Origin of the sequence: Agromyces binzhouensis (genome assembly GCF_004135055.1) — a bacterium.
Lineage (GTDB): Bacteria > Actinomycetota > Actinomycetes > Actinomycetales > Microbacteriaceae > Agromyces > Agromyces binzhouensis.
This window is the reverse complement of record NZ_SDPL01000618.1, coordinates 1-1290: the sequence shown is the minus strand read 5'-3', so window position 1 is coordinate 1290 and position 1290 is coordinate 1. Positions and strand designations below refer to the sequence as shown.

The 1290-nt window shown below is 71.2% G+C and carries 2 protein-coding genes; one reads left to right on the top strand and one right to left on the bottom strand.

The genetic code is table 11. From position 1 onward, the window contains the following. The coding region (locus ESO86_RS17165) for a M23 family metallopeptidase (protein WP_165308286.1) at window positions 1-500 on the top strand (500 nt) is incomplete at its 5' end. Between the two features lie 96 nt (window positions 501-596). Here ESO86_RS17165 and ppa read toward each other — a convergent pair. After that, on the bottom strand, window positions 597-1103 hold the full coding sequence (ppa, locus tag ESO86_RS17160; protein WP_277985248.1) for an inorganic diphosphatase: 507 nt from the start codon (window positions 1101-1103) through the stop codon (window positions 597-599). Window positions 1104-1290: the final 187 nt, after the last annotated feature.

Below are 1290 nucleotides of genomic sequence, written 5' to 3'. Positions count from 1 at the left end.
CAGCCGCAGCGGCGGCGGCAGCCGGTGGCGGCGGAGGCGGCGGAGGCGGCGGAGGCGGCGGCGGCGGCCAGACGGTGTCCTCCGGCTGGTCCAAGCCCGCCTACGGCTGGATCTCCGGCACCTACGGTCCGCGCCAGGTGATCTGCAGCGGCGGCTACTGCTCGAACTCGTTCCACTACGCCACCGACCTCGCGACCGGATGCTCCGCGCCGATCTACGCAGCGAATTCCGGCACCGTCGTCTATGCCGGCTGGTCGGGCAGTTACGGCAACTTCATCAAGATCGACCACGGCGGCGGCATCTCGACCGGCTACGCCCACATCCGCCCCGGCGGCCTGTTCGTCGGCTACGGGCAGCGGGTGAACTCCGGGCAGGTGATCGCGTCGAGCGGCACCACGGGTGCGTCGACCGGCTGTCACCTGCACTTCGAGGTCTACAGCGGCTGGAGCCGCATCGACCCGGTCCCGTTCCTGGCCGCGCGCGGCATCTACCTCGGCTGACTCCGACGCGCGGCGGGCGGAGACGCGACGAGGGGGCGAGCCGTCGGGCTCGCCCCCTCGTCGCGTGCAGGCGGATGCCGAGGCATCCGCTCGGGCTCAGTGACCCGGGTACGCCTCGATGGCCTTCGCGATCAGGCCCTCGGCGTCGGCGGCGTTCGCCCAGCCCTCGGTCTTGACCCACTTGCCGGGCTCGAGGTCCTTGTAGTGCTCGAAGAAGTGCTCGATCTCCTTGCGGGTGTACTCGGGCACGTCCTCGACGTCCTGGATGTCGTCCCAGCGCGGGTCGCCCGCGGGCACCGCGATGACCTTGGCGTCGCCGCCGCCGTCGTCGGTCATGTGGAAGACGCCGACCGGGCGCACCTTCACGCCGACGCCGGGGAACAGCGGGTACTGCGTGAGCACGAGCACGTCGAGCGGGTCGCCGTCGTCGCCGAGCGTGTTCTCGAAGAAGCCGTAGTCGGTCGGGTACACGAAGTTCGTGTAGAGCACGCGGTCGAGGAAGACCCGGCCGGTCTCGTGGTCGACCTCGTACTTGTTGCGGCTCCCCTTGGGGATCTCGATGACGGCGGCGTACTCGCCCATGTGGTTCTCCTCGTTTCGGATGGTGGAGTCTCGAAGGTCTCGCGGGCCGTGACGGCACCGGCGTCGCCGCGCGCCCGATGGGCGCCGCTCACGACGGAATAAGGTTACGTGATGCCCCCCGAGCGCCGTCCCCGCCTGACGCCGCCGATCGCCGACGTGCGACGCGCGGTGCGCGCGGTGCTCGGGCCGCGCGACGACGCCCCGCTCG